Source organism: Caloramator sp. E03 (genome assembly GCF_006016075.1).
In the GTDB taxonomy this organism is placed as follows: Bacteria; Bacillota; Clostridia; order Clostridiales; family Caloramatoraceae; genus Caloramator_B.
Genome location: NZ_CP040093.1, coordinates 1,399,444 through 1,424,383, shown reverse-complemented (window position 1 = coordinate 1,424,383; position 24,940 = coordinate 1,399,444). Strand labels below are relative to the sequence as shown.

Sequence of the window (24,940 nt, the reverse complement as noted above, 5' to 3'; positions counted from 1 at the left end):
AATAAAAAATCTCCAACAATTTTAATATGAATTGCTGGAGATTTTTTATTTTCACTTACTTTGCAAGTTCATATATTGCATGGGCATAAATTTTTGCACTAAGAATTAAATCATCTATTTCAATATACTCATTTACTTGATGACAAAGATTTGGTTTGCCAGGAAATATTGGTCCGAAAGCTACTATGTTTGGCATTTCCTTTGCGTAAGTTCCACCACCTATTGCAAGTAAAGTAGCTCTTTGCCCTGTCTGTTCTGTATAAACCTTTTGAAGAGTCTTTATTAATGAATGATCTTCAGGATAATAAAGAGGTTTTTGATGTATCATATTTTCAATCTTAAGTCCAATTTCTGAAATCCTTTCATTAAATGGGTTCATCATATCTTCATATTTATATGTTACAGGATATCTTAAATTAAGAGCCATAGATACTTTATCTTCATCCATTTCAATAACTCCAACATTGAAGGATAGCTTACCAGAAGCCTTATCTTCAAGATAAACTCCAAAGGATTTTCCATCAATTTCAAATCCAACATACTTATTAAAAAAGTTAATAAAATTAGCAATATCGCATTCACCAAGGTTTAAGGTGCCAAGGAAGGATAGAAGCTGCATTACAGCGTTTTTACCAAGTTCTGGGGTGCTTCCATGGGCTGAAACTCCATAGGACTTTATAACAACAGAATTATCCTTCACTTCTGTTTTAAATTCATAACCTTTTTCTTTAGCAAACTCCATTGCTGAATGCTCAATATCATAAGGATTTTTTGATATTACCATTGTTTCGCAGTAATCAGGGACCATATTTGGCCTATGACCGCCTTTTATGTACTTTATTGTTATATCTTCTTTTGGTTTTATGTTTAAATTTTTTACGACATTGAACATAGTAATTCCTTTTTCAGCGTGTATTATTGGGAAGTCAGCGTCAGGGGTAAAACCTGCAACTGGAGGCTTTTCCTTTGAAAGATAATATTCTATTTCAGTACTTCCGTTTTCTTCGTTTGTTCCAAATATTATTCTGACCTTTTTAGATAATTTAACGCCTGATTCTTTAATAGCTTTAAGGCCATAAAGTGCTGCTATTGTAGGGCCTTTATCATCAATAGCTCCCCTTGCATAAATCCTATTATCATGGATTTCAGCACCATAAGGAGGATAGAGCCAGCCATCTCCTTCGGGAACAACATCTATATGACCTAAAACCCCTATATAATCTTCACCTTCTCCATATTCAGCATATCCAGCATAGCCATCTATATTACAAGTTTTAAATCCAAGCTGCTCTGATATTTTAAGTGCTACATCAAGACACTTAGCTACATCTTCACCAAAGGGTTTCCCTTCTCCAGCATCACCCTTAGCTACACTTTTTATTCTTAAAAGTTCCTGGGTAGATTTTATAAGCTCATCTTTATACCTATCTATTATTTTATTAAAATCCACCTTTATACACCTCCTAATTAAGATAATCTATATTTTATTATAAATCTTATTAATAAAATTTCCAAATCAAACTGTTAATTTAATACTCATCTTATGTTTACAAGATAATGAATAAAACGGTAATTTAAGGAAATAATTATTAAATGGTTATCTATAAAATTTATAGGTAAGGAGGTAAGAATGGGTGAGAAATTTATATGTAAGATAAGAGAAAATAATAAAAAAATATACTTATTAATGATACTTATTTTATTTATAATGCTTTTTGTTGAAAAAAATCCTTTCAATAAAGCTGTTAATACAACCATATATGTATATATTATAAAGCCAGTTCTTTGGGCATTTATAGGGCTTATTGTATATATTGTTCCAAGAAAAAAGGTTCTTTGCAAAATTAGACTGAGAAACAATTTAATCTGGTGGATATGTTATCTTGCTTTTATGAAGATAGCTCTTTTTATATTTGCAGGTTTAATAGATGGATTTGGCAAAAGTCCATACAACTTAACAGTAAAAGGGATAATAATTAATATTATCATGGTCTTTTCTTGTTTGATAGGTAAGGAAAGTTTAAGAGCTTATATTGTAAATGGATTAAAAGGTAATAGACAAATCATAATTATTTTTATTACTACCATAGTTATGACGTTAATGGATTTACCTTTAAATATGATAAAGGGTATACATAGCATGTATGCAATAATGCAGTATATATTAAAATATGTGCTTGCATCCTTGTCAGAGAACATCTTTGCAACATATATTGTATATTTAGGTGGAGCAAGTTTTTCAATAATATATTTTTCTGTAATAAGGGCCTTTGAATGGTTAAGCCCCATACTGCCGGATTTAAGATTGATTACTAAATCTTTTATCGATACATTATACCCAATTATTAGTCTTATGATTATACAGTATATATATTTATTTGAAGATAAGAAAGAAATGAGAAGAAATTATAAAAAAGAAAACCTAAAGGCTTGGATTATAATGAGTATAACTTCTATATTATCAGTATGGTTTGTATTAGGGGTATTCCCTGTAAGACCTGTAGTTATTGCAACAGGAAGTATGAAGCCTTCTATAAATCCTGGAGATGTTATAATTGTAAAAAAGGTTAATGCAAAGGATTTAAAGATCGGACAGATATTAGAATATAGAAAAGATAATATAAGCATATTTCATAGAATAATAGAATTAAAAGTGGATGGTAATGAAATTAAATATGTTACGAAAGGCGATAATAACAAAGATGCTGATGATAAGCTTATAAGCTCAAAAGAAATAAAAGGTATAGTAATTGCTGTAATACCTAAAATAGGCTTGCCAGTTTTAATGCTCAAAGCTAAAGATAATGAACTAAAATATGCATTTAATTGAATTTCATAATTTAATACTTCTTTATATTTATAAAATTATTAAGGAGGTTTGATATTATGAAAAAAACAAGAATAATGCTTATTATATTGTCGTTATCAATGATTTTGGCAGGTGTTGGATATGCAGCCTGGACAGATTCTTTAACCATTAATAGCACAGTTCAAACAGGGAAACTGGACGTTAATTTCCAGCAAAGTGGTTCATCGATTATATGGAATTCTGATAATAACAATGTAGCAAATGGATTTGTAGCTGTAGATGAAACTAAAAACACTGCAACAGTTACTTTAAACAATTTATATCCTAATGCTATTGCAACAATTACTATTCCAATTAAAAATGAAGGAACAATTCCTGTTAAAGATGGAACTTTTAACTTCTTAGATGTACCAGATTGGCTACTTGTTAATTTAGTAAATCAAGTGCCTGTATTAGATGTAGGCCAGCAAGAAAATTTTGTTTTCACAGTAAATGTACTTGATAGTGCACCACAAGACACAACCGTAAAATTTAATGCAAAGGCTGTCTATAAGCAATTTAATGCTCAATAGAAAAAATGAACAAGATATTATGATGTTTAGAAATATCTGGAGAAACATATTATGAAAAGAGTTAAAGCTATCTATATTTTTTTATCTATAATATTTCTTTTATTAGGTGTTGGGTATAGCTTATTTTACAAAACCATTGATATTTCAAACCAAATATCTGTAGGATTATTAAGTACTGAATTTGTGGAAGATGGAAATTATCCTATGATTATGAAAATAGCAGATTATCCTCAAAGTGGTGGAGGAGAGCTTTTTGAAGAAAGAAGCACAAACCTTATAAATGGGAGTATTATAAATAAAGGTGAAGTTTTGGAAGTAAGTTTATATAATCTATTCCCTGGTGGCAAAGCAAATTGCATATTTAAAATTAAAAATACAGGTACAATTCCTGTAACTATTGATAATGTAAGTGTAAATATAGATCCTTTAACTCCAAGCTATTTATTAGATGCTATTAAAGTAAATTTAGAATATAATAAAAGTGATGAAAATGGCAGGATATATTTTAAAAAATCTATAGAAAACTCCTTTTCACTTCGCTATTTACAAAATAATTTAAATCAGTTACTTAAATGGGAGCAGCTAAAACCCAGGGAATGTATAATATTTGGTTTGCCGCCAAATAATCAGGATAATCTTTCAGGCTATAAAAACGGTATAAAGCTTTTCATCCCGTCAAAAGAAAATAATGCAATGAACTCCTATGTAAAATTTACAATAAAGATAAATGTAAAGCAGTCCAGTAAGATATGAATTTTACTTTTGGGTGTAGGATTGAGGTTTATGAAGTTAAGTTTATATAGATATAAAATAAATAAATATATTAGATTAATTTGCATTTTCTTATCTATTATAGCTTTTTTATGTATGGTATTTTTAATATATTATACTATAAAGTACAAAAAATATATTGAAAAGAAATATAATGTCACTTCATACTCAAACGATGCTACAATTGATTATAATGTACTGTTGCTTCCAAACATGATATATACACAAAATATCCTGGAACCGGGAGATATTTACATAACTAATTATATTGATTATATAAAGACTAATTTAAAATATAGTTTCAATTCTGAAAGGCCCTTTAATTTAAGAGGAAGGTATAAAGTAACAGCACATATTGAAGGATATATTCAAGATAATGAAAATGAAAAAGGAATAAAACCTATCTGGCAAAAAGAGTTCACTCTTTTGCCAGAAACAACCTTTGAATGTGAAAGTAAAGAACTAAATTTTAATAGAGAGGTTCCTATAAAATATAATTATTTTAACGATTATGTTTCTGAGATAATAAAATCTACAGGTATATACTGTAATGTAAAAATGACAGTTACATGGAATATAGATATAGAAGGAAACTTAAATGATGAAATGATTAAGGAAAGCTTATCGCCAACTATTGATATGCCTCTTAATGTAAAATACTTTGAAATAAAAGGGAAGTTAAAGGAGCATAAAACAGGTTCTATAACTAAAACATATAAAGAAATTTCTCCTTTATATATTGAAAAGTTAATATATTATTCTTTGATTCTTTTAGTAAGCATTACATCCTTTATAATTCTTATTATATTTACTACTCCGTTGGATTCTTTAGATTTAACTGAAAAATATATAAAAAAGATTATAAAACAAAACGGCTATAGGATTGCACAGTTAAAAGAAGATGCAGAATTTAATGATAAGGATGCAATAGAGGTAGCTTCCTTTGATGATATTGTAAAGCTATCAGATGATTTGTGTAAAACTATACTTTACAGGGATGATTTTAAAAACAAAAAGTGTTATACTTTTTATGTTAAGGATGGTTTAACCATATATAAATACAAATTTGATAATATTTATAGCAGAACAAGTTTTAATGCTAATATTACAAAAACATATTAAAGCAGGGATTTATATGATTCAAAAATACTATCTTGTAAATGAGAAAGCTGTTCCAGAAATATTTATAAAAGTAGTACAGGTAAAGGAGCTTTTGAGCACTGGCAGAGCAAAGGATATATCTGATGCAGTATCTAAAATAGGTATAAGTAGAAGTACTTATTATAAATATAAGGATTACATATTTTTATTATCTGAAGGGATGATTGGTCATAAGGCAACTTTCTCTTTCCTTATAAACCATAAACCGGGAGCTCTGTCGGCTATATTAAGTAAAATAGCAGAGAATAAAGGAAATATACTTACTATAAATCAAGATATACCTATTAATAAAGCTGCCAATGTTACAATTACAGTAGATATGTCAAATATGGAAATAGCAGTTGATGAACTGATTAAACAGATAAAAAATATAAATGATGTTATTGATGCTAATATAATTGCAATGGAATAATATAAAAAGCAAAGACATATTTATATTAATCAAGGAGTATGATGATAAATATATATAAACAGCTATAATAGGATTTTAAGGGTTATAAAAGGGTTATTTTGAATTAGTAATTTTGCTATCTCCATTATATAATTTACTATGTTTCAAATAAATATAGCAAGAGGAGATAGTTATGGGGATATTGTATAGGGAAATAGTAGATTACAAACGAAGATATTTAGTAAAACTAACTTTTGCAGCAACTATTATAATAGCATTTTTTGATTTATTTATGTTTTTTTTAAACCCTAACAAGTTCTTTGATGAGCTCACTTATGTAGGATATATTTTAATGCCTATTGCAATTATTGTATCTTATAGAATATGGCAAAGATGCAGGACAAGATATAAGTATTGTATAATTGATAATGAGCTTATAATTGAAAAAATTATTGGCAATAAGAGAAAAGTTGAGCTTAATCTTAATATAAAACAAGTTCTTTCTATTGATAGAAGCAATGAAAAAAGAAGCGATGCAGAAAAGATATATAATTTTACATGTGGATGCAAAAGAAAAGATGTTTATAGATGTCTTTTTAAAAAGGAAGGTAAAATATATAGCTTTTATTTTCAGCCAAGCAGTGATTTTTTAAGTAAGATTGAAACTATTAAAAATAAGAACAATATAGCTGTATAAAAAGCGCCAAATTTTGGCGCTTTTTATACAGCAGAACAAATCAGCTTAATATATCTGGTTTTTGAATTATATCAGCACCAGTTATTGCAAGAGCAGCAGCAGCTTTTAGCATTTGTTCCTTTGCATAAGGGGTTATAGTAGCTTCACAAAATTCTTTAGTATAATACTTTACAGGGGTGTTTGATATCCCTATGTACGGATGAACAGTTGGTATATTGTAGCTTATATTGCCTAAATCAAGGCTTGCCATAAGATTTAATGGCCCGTGGATTTCAAGTATTCCACATTCTTTTAAATTATGGCAGACAAGCATAGAAAGCTTTTCATTGGTTTTTAGTGGCATATATTTCTCTCCAACATAGTTAATTGAAGATTTACAGCTATGAAGGCTTGATGAAAAATTAGCACATTCTTCAATGCTTTTACATACTATATCAAGTATATTCATATCTACAGCCTTTACCATAATGGTTAAAAGGCACTCATCGGGTATAACGTTTATATCATCTCCAGCCTTTCTAATTACTGTATTTATAAATATAGAATTAGAATATTTAACTTTTAACCTTTCAATTAGGGATAAGAATGTTATGCCTGGGGTAAGGGCATTTATACCTTCATTAAAGTTTATAGAGGTATGGGCACTTTTGCCTTTAAACTCAATATCCATTAAAGCCATAGCAAGGGATGAACCGCTTTCACAGGTCTTATCCATTGCATGACCGCATATTACTGCATCTATTCCATTAAATATTCCTTTTTTCATCATTTCAATTTTACCAGACATGTTCATTTCAGAAGGAGAACCTATTACGATTACACTTCCTCCTACTTTATCTAAAACTTCCTTTAGTGCTATTGCAGCCCCTATGTTTATAGCACAAGTTATGTTATGACCAAATACATGACCTAAATTCTTAGCAGCATCATATTCACAGATATAAGCAACTGATATTTTATTTTTACCATATTGGGCTTTAAATGAATGTTTTATCCCGGCGATATCTGTTTCAATATTAAACCCTTCTTCTTTTAAAATGCTTGTAAGTAAGGAGAAGGATTTTTCTTCTCTGCTTGGCAATTCAGGATTTTTATACATAAAGTCAACTATATGTTCAAGCTTTTCTTTTTTGCAATCTATTATTCTTTTAATAGAATATCTTATACTGTTTTCCATATAATCACTCCTTAGCGTTACTAATATTATTATTTACTATGTGGATTTTTATATAACATATTTGTAGTAACTTTTGAAACTATATAATATAATTAAATTAATAAACATGGGAGATGGTAGCTTTGGAGGATATGCCTATACTAGATGGACTTTTAAAATATGCTGATGAAAACAACATTCCTTTTCATATACCGGGGCATAAAAACAATAAAAGGGCTTTTAAAGAGCTTGAAATAATAAAGCAAAATCTTTATAGAATAGATAGTACAGAGGTTTTAGGACTTGATAATCTTCATATACCAGAAGGAATGATTTTAAAAGCACAAGAGGAAGCTGCAAGAGCATTTAAGGCAAAGGAGAGCTTCTTTTTAGTAAATGGCAGTACCTGTGGAATATATAGTATGATTATGGGTGTTACAAAACCTAAGGATAAGATAATAATTCAAAGGAACTGTCATAGATCAGTTTATATGGCATGCTTTCTTGGGGATTTAAACCCTGTTTATATAAATCCAACAATTCTTAATGAATTTAATATAGCAGCATCAATAGATGAAGAAGAAGTTGTAAAGGTAATGGATAAAAATGCTGATGCAAAGGCAATAGTGTTGACCTATCCAACATATTACGGTACTTGTTGTAACCTTGAAAAAATAATAAGTGAGGCTCATAAGAGGAATATACTTGTACTTGTTGATGAGGCACACGGGGCACATTTTTATTTTAATGATAAATTTCCAAAAGGTGCTATGGTATCTGGAGCAGATGCTTGTACTGTAAGCATGCATAAAACTACCCCTTCTTTAACTCAAACAGCAATCTTAAACATCGGTGAAAATATTGATAGTGAAGGCATTAGATTCATGTTAAGGGCACATCAGACAACAAGCCCTTCTTATATATTTATGGCATCAATCGATAGTGCAAGATATATAATGGAAAAGAGAGGAGAAAAGTTATTAGATAAGCTTATTGATTATATTGCTGACTTTAAAAATAAAGTTAAAGACATAGATATGTTTAAAATCATTGATATATCCTATAAAGGAAGGGCAAAAATATATGATATAGATCCTGCAAGAATTGTTATATCATCCCAAATAGGTGGTAAAAGGCTTGAACATATATTAAGATATAAATATCATATTCAGGTTGAAATGTCGGATATTAATAATGTAGTACTTGTTTGTAGTGTAGGTGATACAAAGGAAAGCTTTGAAAAGTTATATGATGCTTTAAAGGATATATCAATTAATGAAAATCCTAAAATGGATTGCAGTATAGATATAAAATTTTTAGAATATAAAACTGCTTTAAATATTAAAGAGGCATATTACAAAAAAGGAAGGAAAGTTAAGCTTAAGGAATCTTTAGGGCTTATTAGCAGGGAGATGGTTGCACCTTATCCTCCAGGGATTCCGATTCTTATTCCAGGAGAAGTAATAACTTATGATATAATAGAGTATATTGAATACATTAAAAGCAAAGGCATAGCATTAAATGGTATGTCTGATTATAAGGGAGAATATATTGACACTGTTGAATTTTAAGGTTACTTTAAAAAAAGTATGTAGATATGGGGGCACTTATGAAAGGAATATTTATTACATTCGAAGGACCAGACGGTTCAGGGAAAACTACACAGATAAATCTACTAAATGATTACTTTAAAAAAAGAGGAAGGGAAGTTTTATTAACAAGGGAGCCAGGAGGAACTCAAATAAGTGAAAAGATAAGAAATGTAATATTAGATCCTGAAAACAAGGGTATGTCCTTTGTATGTGAAGCATTGTTATATGCAGCCTCAAGGGCACAGCATGTTTATGAAGTCATAATTCCTGCACTAAAATCAGGTAAAATAGTAATATGCGATAGATTTGTTGACTCTTCAATTGTCTATCAAGGCTATGCAAGAGGACTTGGAGAGGAGATGATTGAAAATATAAACTTCTATGCAACACAAGGATTAAATCCGGATATTACTTTTTTGCTTAGCTTACCTGCTGAAGTTGGAATAAAAAGAAAAAGTAAAGGCGGGGAGCTTGACAGGCTTGAGCAGGAAGATATTTTATTCCATCAAAAAGTATATGAAGGCTATAATAAATTAAAAAATAAGTACAAAAGAATAGTTGAAATAGACGCAAATAGAGATATTAATGTTATACATTCAATGATAGTTGAAAAAATAGAAAAATATGAAAAGGAGGTTTCTTATGAAACTAATTATTGCCATAGTTCATGACGATGATGCTGCTGAGCTTATAAATACCTTAACTGACGAGGGCTTTGGAGTTACAAAGCTTGCAACTACAGGAGGTTTTTTAAAATCCGGCAACACTACACTGCTTATAGGGGTTGAGAAGGAGAAGCTTGATGATGTTATGAACATAATTCAGGATGTATGCAAAACAAGAAAAGGCGTAATCTCTCCACCGTCACCTGTTTTGGGTGCAACTGGGGTTTATATCCCAAATCCAATCGAAGTTACAATTGGTGGTGCAACGGTATTTGTTCTTGATGTTGATAGATTTGAAAAAATTTAAAGCTTTGAGGTGATATATTGTTCGAAGTTGTAGGACAGGAGTTTGTAAAGAATGCATTAATGAATATGTATAACAATAGGAGGCTGTCCCATGCTTTTATGATAGTAGGACCAGAGGGCATAGGGAAAAGTATCTTTGCAAAATATATTGCTTCTTTACTATTATGCAAGGGGGAACAAAAACCTTGTGGTAAATGCATATCCTGCATAAAAGTACAACACGGGAATCATCCTGATGTTAAGGTTATATCATCTTCAAAGAGCATAGGTATTGACATTATAAGAGAGATAATAAATGATGTGAATATAAAGCCTTATGAAGGAGATAAAAAGGTTGTTATAGTCAAAGGTGCGGATAAAATAACATTGGAAGGTCAGAATGCATTATTAAAAACTCTTGAAGAGCCAATAGAGGATACGACTATAATATTACTTGCAGAAAAATTTGATTTAATTCTTGACACTATAACTTCAAGGTGTCAGGTATTTCATCTTGGAAAGGTTGCACCTTATAAGATAGAAGAATATTTAATAAATCAAGGCATAGAAAAAGAAAAAGCAAAAACGTTATCTTCCCTTAGTGATGGTATAGTTGGTAATGCATTAAAATATCTTGACAGTAAATACGTATTGTTAAGAGAGGAAGCTACTAAGGCTTTAAAGGATATTATTAGGTCAGATAAAATAACCATAATGGATAGATTGGATTTTTTCTTATCAGAAAAAGAAAATATAAATGAGATATTTGATATAATGATATCTGTTCTTAGAGATATTGTTATACTAAAATTAACTAAAGACAAAGATTGTATAATAAATAAGGATATTTATGAAACATTAATAGAAGAGTGTAAAATTTTATCATTTGACAAAGCGAGTAAAATAATCAATATATTAGCAGATACGAAAAAGAAACTTGATGACTATTTGAACTATCAATTGACAATTGAGGATATGCTTTTAAATATTCAGGAGGTTTAATATGATAACTGTTGTTGGCGTAAGATTTAAAAAAGCAGGGAAAATATATTACTTTGACCCTGATGTATACTCATTAAAAAAAGGAGATTTTGTTATTGTAGAAACTGCAAGAGGTCTTGAGTTTGGTGAAGTTGTAATAGGGCCACGGGAAGTTGATGAGTCCTCCATAGTTGCTCCTTTGAAAAAAGTAATCAGGGTTGCAAATGATGAAGATAAACTAAAGAATTTAGAGAACAAAGCAAAAGAAAAAGAGGCCTTTGAAATATGCCTTAAAAAAATTGGCGAACACAACCTCCCAATGAAGCTTATTGATGTTGAATATACCTTTGATAATAATAAAATAATATTTTATTTTGTCGCTGATGGAAGGATTGATTTTAGGGAACTTGTTAAGGATCTTGCTGCTATCTTCAGGACAAGGATTGAACTTAGGCAGATAGGCGTTAGAGATGAGTCAAAGATGGTTGGAGGACTTGGACCTTGCGGAAGGCCTATGTGCTGTTCAACTTTCCTTGGAGATTTTGAGCCAGTTTCAATAAAGATGGCAAAGGAGCAGAACCTTTCATTAAATCCTACAAAGATTTCAGGAGTTTGCGGCAGGCTCATGTGCTGCCTTAACTTTGAGCAGTGTACCTATGAAAATATAAGGATGAAAACTCCAACCGTAGGTTCAATAGTAAGAACCTGTGATGGGGAAGGAGAAGTTGTGGAAAATAATATATTAAAAGAGTCTGTAAAGGTTAAAATAAAGACTCCTGATGACGAAACTGAAATAAGAAGCTACTCTATATATGATGTAGAACTTGTATCAGGAGATTATGAACATAATACAATAACAGAGGAAGAAATAGAGAAAGAGATACAGCAGGTAGGAGAAGAAGAGGATATAGAAATGATACTTGATGATGAAAATATGCAAAAGGATAAATAAAAAGAAATACTTTTCATAAATGACATATAGTGATAAAATGGAATGGGATGTATTTTATAATCTTTAAGGGGGGTGGACAGTGTGGCATATAAAATCACAGATGCTTGTGTAAGCTGTGGTGCATGCGCTCCAGAATGCCCTGTAAATGCAATCAGCCAGGGAGATACTCAGTATGTTATCGATGCAGCAACTTGCATTGACTGCGGAAACTGTGCGAATGTTTGCCCAGTTGGAGCTCCAGTACAAGAATAATAGGTATTAGTTTTAAAAAAGGCCTTAAGGCCTTTTTTAATTTACCTTTTATTATATTTGTTAAAGTTTTTGTTATACACTATAATATAATATGAATAACATTTAGGGGAGATAAATTTGCTAAAGAATGGAGAAAGAATAGATGATCTTCAAATTAAAAACCTTAAAATAATACAAAACCCAAGTTGGTTTTGCTTTGGCATTGATGCTGTTCTTCTTTCAGATTTTGCTTATATAAGAAGAAAAGAAAAAGCAGTTGATCTTGGAACAGGTACAGGGATTATTCCCCTTTTAACCTATGCAAAATATAACCCTATTGAAGTAGCAGGAGTAGAAATTCAGGAAGAAGTTGCCGATATGGCAAGGCGTAGCGTAGCTTTAAATAGCCTTGAGGATAAAATAAAAATCTATACTATGGATATAAAAAACTGCTTTGAATATATAGGCATAAACTGCTATGATGTTGTTATATCAAACCCTCCATATAAGAAAATAAGTACAGGGCTTATAAATCCCAAGGATAAGAAAGCTATATCAAGGCATGAGATTTTAATAAGCCTTGATGAGTTAATATACTCAGCTTCAAGGCTTTTAAAGGTTAAAGGAAGGTTTTATATGATACATAGGCCAGAGAGGTTAAATGAAATAATACTTTGTCTTAATAAAAATAAGCTTGTTCCCAAGAGGTTAAGATTTATACATCCTTATGTATCTAAAAGTCCCAGGATGGTTCTTATTGAGGCTTCAAAGTCAGGAGGGGATTTTTTGAAGATTGAAGATCCTCTTTATGTATATAATGATGATGGAAGCTATACAGATGAAATATTAAAAATCTACGGAAGGTGTTAAGATGGCTGGAACTATATATCTTGTTGCGACTCCTATTGGTAACCTTGAGGATATAACCTTAAGGGCCCTTAATATATTAAAAAGCGTTGATTTTATAGCTGCTGAGGATACAAGACAAACCTTAAAACTTTTAAATCATTTTGATATAAAAAAGCCTCTTATAAGCTATCATGAACATAACAAGATAGAAAGTGGAGAAAAGATTATAAAACAGGTAATTGAAGGTAAAAACGTAGCTCTTGTTACTGATGCAGGAACCCCTGGAATATCTGATCCAGGCGAGGGACTTGTAAAACTTGCTATTGAAAATAACATACCTTTATATCTTATACCAGGACCAGCAGCTTTGATATATGGGCTTGTTGTGTCAGGAATTTCCACTTCAAGATTTGTTTTTGAAGGGTTTTTACCGACGGATAAAAAAGGTAGAAAGGAAAGGATGGATAAGCTTTTAGATGAAGAAAGGACGATAATATTCTATGAAGCACCGCATAAACTTATAAGAACTCTTGAAGATTTATATTCCCATTTTGGTGATAGAAAAATCGCTCTTTGCAGGGAGCTTACCAAAAAATATGAAGAGATAATAAGATGTACACTCTCAGAGGCTATTAAACTTTATGAAGATAAAAAACCCCTTGGAGAATATGTAATAGTTCTTGAAGGGAAAAGCAGAGAGGAAAAAGAGATAGAAAGAATAAATGAGCTTAAAGACATACCTATTGACGAGCATATAATGATGTATATTAAAGAGGGAATTCCAAAAAAAGATGCAATAAAAAAGGTTGCAAAGGAGAGGAACCTTCCTAAGTCTGAGGTTTATAAATACAGCCTTGATATAAAATAAAAACCTGTGTTGCCACAGGTTTTATGTAACTTATTCTTGCTTTAATTCAGCAAGACATGCTTTACAAATATTCTTACCCTTGAAGTTTACAACATCCCTTGCATCTCCATAGAATATACATGCTGGCTGATATTTCTTTAATATTATTTGTTCGCCATCAACGTAGATTTCAAGGGCATCTTTTTCGCCAATTTCAAGCGTTCTTCTAAGTTCAATTGGAATAACTACTCTTCCTAATTCGTCTACTCTTCTTACAATACCTGTTGATTTCATTTTACTACCTCCTACAACAATATTCGACAAGTACTACTAAGATAATAACAAAACTACCAATTAAAGTCAATATGTAAAAACAATTTTTATAAAAATTAATATTTGCAAACAAATATATTAAAATTCAGAAAATGGGGATATTTATTGCAATAATCTTTATTAACGATATGTATATATTAATATAATTAGCAATTTACACCTTCAAGATTCAATTATTTAAAAATTAAGACAATAAATGGAATGTTATTCCTGATTTGAATAAATATATTACAAAAATTTAATTTTGTTTTAGAATATTTAATGAGGTGAAAATATGGATTATACTTTACTAAAGCAAAAACTTCATTTAATTGATTGCAAATTTAAAGATAAATATAAGATAATAGAACATCAAAAGGTTAAATCTCTATTATTTGATATAGTAGGAACTCCAATTAAACTTTCAAAACTTGATGAAAAAGATATTGAAAAGGTAACTACAGGGAATGGTATAGTTGGGGTTGATGGCTCTATAAACAGCTATGGAGGCATATATCCTCATTACATATCTTTAATACAAGCCCTTGCAAAGTCAACTATTCAAAGTGAGGATATACTGCTGCAGGATGTCTATGTTCCTTTATTTGAGGAAGATGAGGGACAAAATAAAGATGAGGTAAAAAGAAGGGCGTTAATGTCAAAGCTTGAACTTGAGGCAGCATCACAGGCTATGGACAATTTTAAATCAGATATTATACTTATGGATGGCTCGCTTATGCATTATATGATTGACTGCGGTGATGAATGGGAAAGATTTAAAAGGAAAGCAATATTAAAAAATAAAATTATAATTGGGGTTACTGAGGAAGTTAAAACAAGGGATATAATTGATATAATAGGATATAAGATGGATATTAAAAATGAAAACTTTTATGATAGGGATATACTTTTTGGAATACTTGAAACTGGGGAGATGCTGCTTCTTAAAGATAATATAAAGACTACAAAGACCGAAAGAGGAATAAAATCTTGTTATATAAGATTTTCTGAAGATCCTCAGGTTGCAGGCCTTGATTTTATTGAAGAGCAGTTTCAAGCTGCACTATCATACTGTAGCTTGATATACACATTAACACCTTTAAAGGGCAGAGGAATTCCGTTATGGCTTGATATAGTAGACAAAGAAGTAAAAATAAGTGACGATATGGTAAAAGCATTAATTGAAAGCACTATAAGCAAAGATATAAGGGAGAGAATATTAAACCCTAAAAGGAGCAAAAGATAGGAGGTTTTGTTATGAAAGTTGCAGGAATTACAAACCAGCAGGAGGTTTATGCTGTATCAGATAAAGAGCCTTTTAAAATAAATCAGATATTAATAATAGAAGATGAACATTTGGGGGATCTTTTAGGCGAAGTTGTTGAAACTTCGTCATATAACAAATATATACCTTTTAATATAAATGGTGAGATGGGAGATAGTAAGGTTATAGAGTCATTAAAAGCTCTTGGATATAATATTGATGAAAATACTATATATATTGCAAAAATAAGGCTTATAGTAGAAGCCCAGTATCCGGTTACAACAGGCTCAAGCATAAGGTATCCTTCCTTTGACGAGGTAAAGGGACTTTTAGTTAAATCTGCTCCTGAAGAGGGGCTTGTTCTTGGAGTTGTAAAAAGTACCGAAGAAATGGATGACACATTAGATAATGAATATAAGGATTTGCTTTGCCTTTTGCAAAACGGTAAAGTAACTAAACAAAAGGGAGTTCCTTTCATATTTGATATAAAATCAATGCAGCAGTATCCGCATATAGGCATATTTGGAGGTTCAGGATCTGGTAAATCCTTTGGTATGAGGGTTATACTTGAAGAGATTATGAAGCTGTCAATTCCCACTATTGTTCTTGATCCTCATTATGAAATGGATTTTTCAACATCATTTGATATTTTAGATGCAAAGTATAGAAGTGATTTTAAGGATAAGTTTAAATGCCTTCAAATAGGTAGACATGTCGGGATTAAGTTTTCAGACCTTAATACAAGGGATTTAACAGCAATTATTGCAGCTGCCTCCCCTGGAAGCTTTACAGAGCCTATGATGTCTGTTGTAGAGCAGCTTCATAAAAAAAGAGACATTTATCATAGTTTTGAAGAAAGAGTGATGCTATTAAAGGAAGCCCTTGAAATAGGAAATGAAAGAAAAATATCAGAGCTTTTTAATAGCGCCCAGGATAGCGTGGAACAGGATAAGTATAAAAGAATGCTTGATGTTTATAAAAAATATGGAACTTTGCCAGCACAGTCTGTAAATGGAGTGCTATGGAGGCTACAAAGGCTCAACAGAGAAGGACTTTTTACCAATGATATAAAAGAGATAGAAAATTGCTTAATGCTTGGAAAAACTGCGGTTGTGCAAGGCCCTTTAAAAATAATGAACGTATTTGCTTCTTATGTAATAACTTCACTTTATCATAAAAGAAGGGATTACAGGGACGGACTTCAGCTTGGAGAGGCAATGGATTATTTTCCACCCTTTATAATAGCCTTTGATGAATGCCACAACTTCGTACCAAAGGGCTATGATACTTCAGCAAAATCCATTATAAAGGAAATTGCACAGGAAGGAAGAAAATACGGTGTGTTTTTGATACTTGCTACTCAAAGGCCTGCTCTTTTAGATGAAACTGTAACTGCTCAGCTTAATACAAAGCTTGTTTTCAGGACTGTAAGGGCATCAGACATAGATACAATAAAAGAAGAAACTGACATAACTATAGAGGAAGCAAAGAGGCTTCCGTATCTTCAATCGGGAGATACTTTTATTTCCTCGGCAATATTCGGACGAACTATTGCAGTTAGGATAAGAATGGCTAAAACAACAAGCGTTCACACAGAGAACCCCTTTGATGAGCTTCAAAATATGAACAATAAGAAATATGAGGATATATACGAAAAAATACAAGATTATCTTCCTATATATCCTAATGAATTATTAAATGTATTAAAAAACATAGAAACGGACATAAAGGACGTTGATTCCTTAAAAAACTGCCTTGAAATATTAGCCCAGAAGGGATACATTAAAAAAAGCGATACAATTTTTGGAGAATGTTATGAAAAAGCAGTATAAAGGCTTTTGCCTTTATACTGCTTTTTTAGTAGTAATGAGGTAATGAGGGACGGTTACTTATTTATGCGACAAAGGTACAAATTCCCTCATTAATATCAGCAAGTATTACGGGATAACGGTAGACAGCCACAGATGATAAAGAGTATAAAGGAGGACAGTTACTTATTTATTAATAAATATGAAAAATATTTCATCAGAAGGATAAGGTATTAAATTCATAATAGAAATGAATTTGACACTACTGAAATGTTACAAGGGGTAAACATGGACTAATTATATTTTAATTAGGTAAAATAAGTAACCGTCCCTCATTACTACTTCCAAACTATTTTCTCCATCCTTGGTGCCTGGCACCAAGGATGGAGAAAACTTTTTCACACTAACCGTTCCAAAAACCAAGAACAAAATGAAATAATATTATAACTGCTTTATACATAGACATAATTAGGGGTGGTTTAATGATTAATTGGATATGGTTTATAATACTTGCATCAGGGATTATTACTTTTATGATAAAGAAGGATGCAGGAGGGCTTTTAAAGGCAATGACAGATTCAGCCCAAAGCTCGATTGAGCTTTTAATAGCTCTTTGCGGTATTATGGCTGTATGGTCTGGGATAATGAAACTATGTGAAAAATCTGGGATAATAGATATAATTGCAAAGATTTTATCTCCTTTAATGAGGATTATATTCCCAGGTCTTGAAAAGAAAAATAAAAAAGCTGTTGGCAATATAATAATGAATATAGCAACTAATATGATGGGACTGAATAATGCTGCAACGCCCTTTGGAATTAAGGCTATGAAAGAACTTCAAAATATAAATACAGATAAAAAAAGGGCATCTAACTATATGATAACTTTTATTATAATAAATGGAGCATGTATACAAATAATCCCAACTACAGTTATATCAATAAGAGCGGGGCTTAATGCAAAGAATCCATCAGATATAATAGTACCAACAATACTTACAACTTTAATAGCATTAATAAGCGGACTTATACTTAACGCATTATTTCAATCCTTTGATGAATGAAAATATAGGAGGATTATATGGATTATAGTATTTATATAATTCCTGCGTTTATGTTTTTTATATTAGTTTTTTCATTCCTAAAGAAGGTAAGAGTATATGAAACTTTTATTGATGGCGTTAAGGAAGGATTTTCAACTGTATATAGCATTGCCCCCTATCTTTTAACAATGCTTTTTGCAATAGATGTCTTTAAAAAATCTGGTGCAATGGATTATTTTATATATATATTAAAACCTTTATCAGCGTTTTTAAATATTCCAGAGGGAGTAATGCCTATGATACTTATAAAGCCCCTTTCAGGGAGTGGAGCCCTTGGAGTTATGACGGATATAATAAAGCAATATGGAGTTGATTCAATAGAAGGTAGAATTGCTGCAGTTATGATGGGCTCGACAGAAACAATATTTTATACTATTTCAATATACTTTGGTGCCTTAAATATAAAAGATATAAGATATAGCCTGAAAGTATCATTAATAGCCCATGTAATAGGCAGTCTTGCAGCAGTTTACGTATGTAACTATTTTTTTAGATAATAACAAAAGGCAAACTGGGAAAACTATAAAAGCGAGGTGATAGGGTGCGCTATATTTTTATAGTTTCGAGGTTTGCCGCCTTTATAGTTGACTATATAATATTTTATATTTTATACTATTTCATTGCTCCCTTTGGAATTGTTGGGTACATTTTTCTTATTATAGCTTTTTTCCTCTATAGAGTCCTTTTATCCACATATTTTGGCTCTACCATAGGAATGATGCTTTTAAAATTAAAACTATTGAAGCATGATTTAAAAACCTGTATCAAAAGGGAGGTATATAGATTTGCTTCCGCTTTATTTTATATTGGCTATATGTATGCACTAATTGATAGGCATGGAAGAACTATTCATGATATAGCTTCAGATACAATTGTTGTATATAACGGCTCAAAAAAATCAATGCCAGAGTCAAAAGGATATGTTAAAATATTGTCAATCATTCTTCTTGTAATATCCTCAATAAGGTGGATATCTTTTTTTATATTAAACGATATAGGACTTTTAGGGTTAAAAAAGATATGTACTTCAGATACATATTATCAAAGCTTTGAGGGAGATAAGCTTCTTAGCCTCTCACAGGATGAGCTTTATTTAAAAACATTAGGGAGAAAATATACTACATTGATTGAGATTAATAAAAAACCTTGTATTATAAGAATATCAAATAAATTAAAATATACTGAAGTTTATAGTCTTAATATACAAGGCAGTAGCATTACAGGAGAATATGTTTATACAGTAAATCTTCCTCTTCAGTTTATATGTAGCGGGAAGTTTATAAGAAACAGAGATTTATGCGGTATAAGCCCAAATAATTATATAGTTATTGTAGATGATAGAGGTAAAGTATATGGGAAAAATGAGGTAAAAATATCGAGCATAATATCTTTAAAGTGTGGAGATATAGATAACGATGATTATGATGAATCAATTGTACTTGGGATGGATGGAAAGGTTGAAATATATAAAATGAAGGGGAATGTTTTAGAAAGGATATATTCTGGCAAATTCGGGGAAGATATAATTCCTATAGCATTTTATATTGATGATGGTGTAAGGGTATTGGTGAAGGGGGATGGCAAAAGTATACTATATCATTACAAATATGTCAATAAAAAATTTGTATTCGAAAGTAAAAAATATATTAAAACTAAAGATGTAGGGAATATACAAAAATATAATCATTATATAATTCTTTCACATATAATAAGAAACAATATGATATTTAAAAGAGGAACGATACAAAACTTAGAGGTCTATAACCTTAATGATAAAATTACAAGGCTTTATAATTTTGGTAAAAGGCCAGGAAGAAGATATGATTATAGTGTAAGGTGCCTTGAAGATGTATACGATATAGATGGTGATGAGGAGGATGAAATGATATTAAAATCCGTAAAAAAGGATGATGTTATGGGCCAAATGTATAAAATTGAGATTTATAAGCCTTTAAAGGAGCTATTATATATAAATAGAATATTATCCTTTTTTGAGGATATACTATATTAAAAGCGGCGGATTTAACATAATCAGAGATAGAAGTTGCCCACTTCTATAAGTGGGTAGTTCACTCTACACTACAAAGTTAGAGCTTTCTAAATCAAATCTGCCGCTTTCCCTCTTGACAGCATTTTATATTTTATATATTATCTTTAATAAGATGCTGTGAAGGAAAGAGTAACATGCAGTGACATTAAAAGAGAGCCGGGTAAGGTGAGAGCCGGTAATGAAGCTGTATGTGAAGATGGCTCTGGAGCAGTGCAGCTGAAGCAAAGTAGGCTGCAACGGGTGCGACCGTTATATCGTAGGGTGATGATAGTCACCTATTAAGGCTCATGCTGCAAGGTATGAGTGAATTAGGGTGGTACAGCGGTGCCCCGCCCCTACATTGTAGGAGCGGGGTTTTTTATATCAAAGAAAGGAGTGCTTTTATGGAAAAGAAAACCTACTATATTACAACCCCAATATACTATCCAAGCGATAAACTACATATAGGGAATACCTATACAACTGTTGCTGCTGATGCTATGGCAAGATTTAAAAGGCTAACAGGCTATGACGTAATGTTTTTAACTGGAACCGATGAGCACGGACAGAAAATACAAAGAATAGCAGAAGGAAAAGGCACTACTCCAAAGGAATATGTTGACAAAATAGTTGCAGGAATAAAGGATTTATGGAAATTAATGAACATATCCTACGACAGGTTCATAAGGACGACAGATAACTACCATGAAAAAGCAGTTCAGAAGATATTTAAAAAGCTCTATGACCAAGGTGATATATATAAGGGGTATTATGAAGGCTGGTACTGTACTCCCTGTGAATCCTTCTTTACAGAAACCCAGCTAATTGACGGAAAATGCCCTGACTGTGGAAGAAGCGTTGAATGGACAAAGGAAGAAGCATACTTTTTCAAACTTTCAAAGTATCAGGACAAACTCCTTAAATATATAGAGGAGCATCCTGAGTTTATTCAACCTGAATCAAGAAAAAATGAGATGATAAATAACTTTTTAAAGCCGGGGCTTGATGATCTTTGTGTTTCAAGAACTTCATTTACTTGGGGAATTCCTGTTGAGTTTGATCCAAAGCATGTTGTATACGTTTGGGTTGATGCCCTCTCAAACTACATAACTGCAATGGGTTATGGAAGTGATAACGAATCTGATTATAAAAAATACTGGCCAGCTGATGTACACCTTGTTGGAAAAGACATAGTAAGATTCCATACTATAATATGGCCAATAATGCTAATGGCTCTTGGGGAACCTCTTCCAAAACAGGTTTTTGGCCACGGATGGCTTCTTGTTGATGGAGGAAAAATGTCAAAGTCAAAAGGAAATGTTGTTGATCCTGTAGTGCTTTCAGAGCATTTTGGGGTTGATGCAGTAAGGTATTATCTTTTAAGAGAAATACCCTTTGGAGCCGATGGTCTTTTTAATAACGAGATGTTCATAAAGAAGATTAACTCAGATCTTGCAAATGACCTTGGAAACCTTGTTTCAAGAACTTTAACAATGGTTGAAAAGTACTTTGATGGAGTTTTAGTTAAAGGAACATTTGAAGGATCCTTTGATGAAGACTTAAAGAAAACTGCCCTTAATGTTGTAGTTAAAGTTGAAGATTTAATGAACAGCCTTAGAATTAGCGATGCAATGGATGAGATATGGCATCTTATAGGAAGGGCAAATAAATATATTGATGAGACAATGCCCTGGGTGCTTTCAAAGGATGAAACAAAGAAGGATAGGCTTGCAGGGGTTTTATACAATCTTGTAGAGAGCATTAGAATAACATCAGTACTTATATCATCCTTCCTTCCAGAAACAAGCTTAAAAATAAACAGCCAATTTAACTTTACTGATGACATATTAACTTGGCAGTCAGCTTTAGAGTTTGGAAAAGCAAAAGAAGGGGTAAAAGTTAAAAGAGGTGAAATACTCTTCCCAAGGATTGATGTTGAAAAGAAGCTTTTAGAGCTTGAAAGTTTAAAAGATAAACCAAAGGAAGAGAAAAAATTTGAGATGGAGAGCATAAAAAGTGAAATCACAATAGATGATTTTGATAAAATTGACCTTAGGGTTGTTAAGGTAGTTGAATGTGAAAAGATTAAAGGCTCAAATAAGCTTTTAAAATTAAAGGTTGAGATGAACGGAGAAATACGCCAGGTAGTATCAGGAATTTCCAAATTCTATGAACCAGAAAGTTTAATAGGCAAAAAAGTAATACTTGTTGCAAACTTAAAGCCTGTAAAATTAAAGGGAGTTGATTCCTTTGGAATGATACTTGCAGCTTCAACTCCTGATGATTCAAAGCTTTATGTTGCAACAGTTGATGGCGATATAGAAACAGGAAGCAGGGTGAGATAGTTGATATTTGATTCCCATGCTCACTATGATGATGAAGCTTTTGATGAAGATAGGGATGAGGTAATAGAAAAAATAAAGAATTCAGGAGTTAAAGCTGTTATAAACTGCTCATCAAGCATTGAATCTGTTGAAAAGGTCTATGAGCTTTCTTTAAAATACGATTTTATATATGGTGCCCTTGGAATTCACCCTGAGTTTCCTAAGGACTTAAAGGGGAACATTAACAAAATAGGGGATTTATCACAAAATAAAAAAATAGTTGCAATAGGCGAGATTGGTCTTGATTATCACTATGAAGGCTATGATAGGGATGAGCAGATAAGAATATTTAAAGAGCAGATGGATCTTGCAAGATGCCTTAATCTTCCTGTTGTAGTACACAGCAGGGATGCAATGGAGGATACTTTAAAGGTACTTTCAGAATTTAAAACAGTAACGGGCGTTCTTCACTGCTTTTCAGGAAGTTTAGAAAGTGCTAAAATGGCTATAAAGCTTGGATATTATATAGGCTTTACAGGGGTTATAACCTTTAAAAATGCTAAAAAATCAATTGAAGTTTTAAAAGGTATTCCAGAGGATAGAATACTTGTTGAAACTGACTGCCCCTATATGGCACCAACCCCATTTAGAGGTGAGAGGAACGATTCTTCATATCTTACCTATATATTAGATAAGGTTGCACAGGTTAGGGAAATAAGTTTTGATAAGGCTTGTAATTTAACCTATAAAAACGCAGAAAATCTTTTTAGAATTAATAAGGTGCAGTAATGCACCTTAATTTTTTGTATTAGAAAGCTATGGTAAGTATAAAAAAGATAATTTACTAAAATGAGGAAATATGAACAAATTTGAGTTATTATCATTATTTATGAGACTAATAAAAAAATGATATTTGTTATATAATAGTTATGATTTTACACTCCTTGGCTGGCAAGAATAAAGGACTCATTTTTGGTTATAATTTATTATAGGTATATATGCCAATTTGGGCATTTTTATATATTTAAACCAGCACAGATTGGTATTCCAATCTGGGAAGGAGGTAAAATTTTGGAATTAAGTAGGAAGTTTGCTCAGCTAAAGATAAGAAAGTTCTTGGCAGACCCTGCGCTAATTGCCTCTGTCCTTTTATCCTTTGCTATTCTTTTTGTTTGTGCAGAGAGAATAAAAAAAGATGTTTATATTGAAGCAGATGGTAATATAACAAAAATTACAACTTCAAGTTCAAAGGTAAAGGATGTTTTAGAATCAGCTAATATTAAAGTTGGTCAATGGGACAAAGTAGTGCCAGGGCTTGACAGTTCAGTTAAGAAAGACATGACAATTACTATAAAACGTGCAGTGCCTATAACATTAAGATATGATGGAAAGATTGAGAATGTATATTCTGCAGAGGATACAGTATCTGAGATTTTAAAGAGCAAAGGAATTTCGCTAAATGAAAAGGACAAAGTTGTTCCAACATTAGCTTCTAACATCATTGAAGGATTGGATATTAAAATAACAAGAGTAAAAGAAGAAACAATAGTAACTACAGAGCAAATTCCATTTAAGACAGTTAAAAGAAACGATGACAACCTTGCAAAGGGTACAGTTAAGGTGCTGCAGGAAGGTGCAGAAGGAGAAAAAGACGTTATAACAAAGGTTGTCTATGAAGATGGTAAGGAAGTTTCAAGGACTAAAGTTGGTGAGAAGATTAAAAAGTCTCCGGTAAATAAATTGGTGGCTGTTGGAACGCTGTCTTGGTTTATTCCTTACCGTGGTGCAGATAGGGTTTACTATACAAGAAAGCTTGTAATGAAGGCAACATCCTATACTGCTGACTATGCTTCAACAGGGAAGAACCCTGGAGATCCTGGATATGGCATAACAAGGACTGGAACGGTGGTCAGAAGGAACCCTGACGGTTATAGCACCGTTGCAGTAGATCCTAATGTAATTCCTCTTGGTACAAGGCTTTATGTTGAAGGTTATGGATTTGCAATTGCAGAGGATACTGGAGGAGCAGTAAAAGGAAAAATAATAGATCTTTATTTTAATCCAGGAACTGCAGAATACAGAAGATGGAGTACCCGGTATGTAAATGTATACGTTATAAGATAAGGTGGATTCCACCTTAT

Annotated in this window: 25 protein-coding genes and 1 other annotated feature; of the genes, 22 read left to right on the top strand and 3 right to left on the bottom strand. The window is 31.7% G+C overall.

The window, feature by feature from the left end:
* Window positions 1-55: 55 nt before the first annotated feature.
* Entirely contained in the window at window positions 56-1,450 is a 1,395-nt protein-coding gene (pepV, locus tag FDN13_RS07015) for a dipeptidase PepV (RefSeq protein ID WP_138979560.1), read from the bottom strand.
* Window positions 1,451-1,630: 180 nt separating this feature from the next.
* On the opposite strand from pepV, the gene FDN13_RS07010 reads away from it, so the two are divergent.
* The 6 genes from FDN13_RS07010 to FDN13_RS06985 all read left to right on the top strand — a co-directional run bounded on the left by FDN13_RS07010 (window position 1,631) and on the right by FDN13_RS06985 (window position 6,401).
* Window positions 1,631-2,830 carry a signal peptidase I gene (locus FDN13_RS07010; protein ID WP_138979559.1) on the top strand — a complete coding sequence of 400 codons (1,200 nt, stop codon included), beginning with the start codon at window positions 1,631-1,633 and terminating at the stop codon, window positions 2,828-2,830.
* A gap of 56 nt (window positions 2,831-2,886) precedes the next feature.
* The gene (locus FDN13_RS07005; protein ID WP_138979558.1) at window positions 2,887-3,381 is read left to right on the top strand and encodes a SipW-dependent-type signal peptide-containing protein; all 495 of its coding nucleotides are present in this window, start codon (window positions 2,887-2,889) and stop codon (window positions 3,379-3,381) included.
* 51 nt (window positions 3,382-3,432) lie between these two features.
* Window positions 3,433-4,134: a DUF1573 domain-containing protein gene (locus FDN13_RS07000; protein WP_138979557.1), complete on the top strand. Its 702-nt coding sequence runs from the start codon at window positions 3,433-3,435 to the stop codon at window positions 4,132-4,134.
* 30 nt (window positions 4,135-4,164) lie between these two features.
* On the top strand, window positions 4,165-5,274 hold the full coding sequence (locus FDN13_RS06995) for a DUF5305 family protein (protein ID WP_138979556.1): 1,110 nt from the start codon (window positions 4,165-4,167) through the stop codon (window positions 5,272-5,274).
* A 13-nt stretch (window positions 5,275-5,287) separates the two neighbouring features.
* Window positions 5,288-5,725: an ACT domain-containing protein gene (locus FDN13_RS06990; RefSeq protein WP_138979555.1), complete on the top strand. Its 438-nt coding sequence runs from the start codon at window positions 5,288-5,290 to the stop codon at window positions 5,723-5,725.
* Window positions 5,726-5,897: 172 nt separating this feature from the next.
* Window positions 5,898-6,401, top strand: coding sequence for a hypothetical protein (locus tag FDN13_RS06985; protein ID WP_138979554.1), 504 nt, complete (start codon window positions 5,898-5,900; stop codon window positions 6,399-6,401).
* A gap of 40 nt (window positions 6,402-6,441) precedes the next feature.
* On the opposite strand, the gene FDN13_RS06980 is transcribed toward FDN13_RS06985, so the two are convergent.
* Entirely contained in the window at window positions 6,442-7,578 is a 1,137-nt protein-coding gene (locus tag FDN13_RS06980; protein ID WP_138979553.1) for a peptidase dimerization domain-containing protein, read from the bottom strand.
* 131 nt (window positions 7,579-7,709) lie between these two features.
* Here FDN13_RS06980 and FDN13_RS06975 point away from each other — a divergent pair, with 131 nt between their 5' ends.
* The 8 genes from FDN13_RS06975 to rsmI all read left to right on the top strand — a co-directional run bounded on the left by FDN13_RS06975 (window position 7,710) and on the right by rsmI (window position 13,980).
* The gene (locus FDN13_RS06975) at window positions 7,710-9,128 is read left to right on the top strand and encodes an aminotransferase class I/II-fold pyridoxal phosphate-dependent enzyme (protein WP_168190099.1); all 1,419 of its coding nucleotides are present in this window, start codon (window positions 7,710-7,712) and stop codon (window positions 9,126-9,128) included.
* Window positions 9,129-9,166: 38 nt separating this feature from the next.
* Window positions 9,167-9,820, top strand: a complete 654-nt coding sequence (gene tmk / locus FDN13_RS06970) for a dTMP kinase (protein ID WP_138979551.1) — start codon at window positions 9,167-9,169, stop codon at window positions 9,818-9,820.
* A complete protein-coding gene (locus FDN13_RS06965; RefSeq protein ID WP_138979550.1) occupies window positions 9,792-10,121 on the top strand; it encodes a cyclic-di-AMP receptor in 330 nt (109 codons plus the stop codon). Before tmk ends, FDN13_RS06965 begins: the two co-directional genes overlap by 29 nt.
* Window positions 10,122-10,138: 17 nt before the next feature.
* Complete coding sequence (locus tag FDN13_RS06960) at window positions 10,139-11,101, top strand: ATP-binding protein (protein ID WP_138979549.1); 963 nt, start codon at window positions 10,139-10,141, stop codon at window positions 11,099-11,101.
* Between the two features lies 1 nt (window position 11,102).
* Complete coding sequence (locus FDN13_RS06955) at window positions 11,103-12,032, top strand: PSP1 domain-containing protein (RefSeq protein ID WP_138979548.1); 930 nt, start codon at window positions 11,103-11,105, stop codon at window positions 12,030-12,032.
* Window positions 12,033-12,113: 81 nt separating this feature from the next.
* Window positions 12,114-12,284 (top strand): DUF362 domain-containing protein, encoded by a 171-nt coding sequence (locus FDN13_RS06950; RefSeq protein WP_078695293.1) that lies wholly within the window; start codon window positions 12,114-12,116, stop codon window positions 12,282-12,284.
* 111 nt (window positions 12,285-12,395) lie between these two features.
* The gene (locus FDN13_RS06945) at window positions 12,396-13,133 is read left to right on the top strand and encodes a tRNA1(Val) (adenine(37)-N6)-methyltransferase (protein ID WP_138979547.1); all 738 of its coding nucleotides are present in this window, start codon (window positions 12,396-12,398) and stop codon (window positions 13,131-13,133) included.
* 1 nt (window position 13,134) lies between these two features.
* Complete coding sequence (gene rsmI, locus FDN13_RS06940) at window positions 13,135-13,980, top strand: 16S rRNA (cytidine(1402)-2'-O)-methyltransferase (protein ID WP_138979546.1); 846 nt, start codon at window positions 13,135-13,137, stop codon at window positions 13,978-13,980.
* A 30-nt stretch (window positions 13,981-14,010) separates the two neighbouring features.
* Here the strand turns inward: rsmI and FDN13_RS06935 are convergent, their stop codons facing one another.
* Window positions 14,011-14,253 (bottom strand): AbrB/MazE/SpoVT family DNA-binding domain-containing protein, encoded by a 243-nt coding sequence (locus FDN13_RS06935; RefSeq protein WP_138979545.1) that lies wholly within the window; start codon window positions 14,251-14,253, stop codon window positions 14,011-14,013.
* 313 nt (window positions 14,254-14,566) lie between these two features.
* On the opposite strand from FDN13_RS06935, the gene FDN13_RS06930 reads away from it, so the two are divergent.
* The 8 genes from FDN13_RS06930 (at window position 14,567) to FDN13_RS06895 (ending at window position 24,923) form a co-directional block, all read left to right on the top strand.
* The gene (locus tag FDN13_RS06930; RefSeq protein ID WP_138979544.1) at window positions 14,567-15,517 is read left to right on the top strand and encodes a DNA double-strand break repair nuclease NurA; all 951 of its coding nucleotides are present in this window, start codon (window positions 14,567-14,569) and stop codon (window positions 15,515-15,517) included.
* Between the two features lie 11 nt (window positions 15,518-15,528).
* Window positions 15,529-17,367, top strand: a complete 1,839-nt coding sequence (locus tag FDN13_RS06925; RefSeq protein ID WP_138979543.1) for an ATP-binding protein — start codon at window positions 15,529-15,531, stop codon at window positions 17,365-17,367.
* Between the two features lie 458 nt (window positions 17,368-17,825).
* Entirely contained in the window at window positions 17,826-18,407 is a 582-nt protein-coding gene (locus tag FDN13_RS06920; protein ID WP_138979542.1) for a nucleoside recognition domain-containing protein, read from the top strand.
* 17 nt (window positions 18,408-18,424) lie between these two features.
* On the top strand, window positions 18,425-18,943 hold the full coding sequence (locus FDN13_RS06915) for a spore maturation protein (protein WP_138979540.1): 519 nt from the start codon (window positions 18,425-18,427) through the stop codon (window positions 18,941-18,943).
* 44 nt (window positions 18,944-18,987) lie between these two features.
* Window positions 18,988-20,457, top strand: coding sequence for an RDD family protein (locus FDN13_RS06910; protein ID WP_138979539.1), 1,470 nt, complete (start codon window positions 18,988-18,990; stop codon window positions 20,455-20,457).
* A gap of 147 nt (window positions 20,458-20,604) precedes the next feature.
* Window positions 20,605-20,836 (top strand) — a binding site (T-box leader).
* Window positions 20,837-20,879: 43 nt separating this feature from the next.
* Window positions 20,880-22,820 carry a methionine--tRNA ligase gene (metG, locus tag FDN13_RS06905; RefSeq protein WP_243120277.1) on the top strand — a complete coding sequence of 647 codons (1,941 nt, stop codon included), beginning with the start codon at window positions 20,880-20,882 and terminating at the stop codon, window positions 22,818-22,820.
* Window positions 22,821-23,588, top strand: coding sequence for a TatD family hydrolase (locus tag FDN13_RS06900; RefSeq protein ID WP_168190098.1), 768 nt, complete (start codon window positions 22,821-22,823; stop codon window positions 23,586-23,588). It begins immediately after the preceding gene.
* A 282-nt stretch (window positions 23,589-23,870) separates the two neighbouring features.
* Entirely contained in the window at window positions 23,871-24,923 is a 1,053-nt protein-coding gene (locus tag FDN13_RS06895; protein WP_138979537.1) for a ubiquitin-like domain-containing protein, read from the top strand.
* Window positions 24,924-24,940 lie beyond the last annotated feature (17 nt).